The 400-nt window shown below is 56.0% G+C and carries 1 protein-coding gene; it reads right to left on the bottom strand.

Features of this window, described 5'->3' with window-relative positions; genetic code table 11:
• On the bottom strand, positions 1-330 hold a 330-nt coding region (locus F0L68_RS41520; RefSeq protein ID WP_149855396.1), incomplete at its 3' end, for a DNA-packaging protein FI.
• Positions 331-400: the final 70 nt, after the last annotated feature.

Here is a 400-nt window from a genome sequence, read left to right as displayed (position 1 = left end):
TCCCGGCAGCACAAATGCCACAGGTTCATCCCGCGTGGCGTGAAGTGCATCAGTATGCAGCTTCACCAGTGCCACGACCGTGACCAGTTCAGACGTATCCAGAATCACGGTATCCGGCTGCGCTGATCCCACCTCATTTTCATGTCCGGTCAGCACATTTTCCCGGCTGAGAGGGGTGTCCTGACCGGCAGTTTCATCCGTGTCATCAAGCTCCTCTTTCAGCTCTGCCACACGGAGCGCCAGTTCTTCTTTCGTCCCCGTCAGGCTGACATCACGGTTCAGTTGTTCACCCAGCGAGCGGAGACGGGCAATCAGTTCATCTTTCGTCATGGACTCCTCCACAGAGAAACAATGGCCCCGAAGGGCCATGATTACGCCAGTTGTACGGACACGAACTCAT

This window comes from Solihabitans fulvus (assembly GCF_008386585.1).
In the GTDB taxonomy this organism is placed as follows: Bacteria; Actinomycetota; Actinomycetes; order Mycobacteriales; family Pseudonocardiaceae; genus Solihabitans; species Solihabitans fulvus.
The sequence above is the reverse complement of the archived record's forward strand: the minus strand, read 5'-3'. Positions and strand labels throughout refer to the sequence as shown.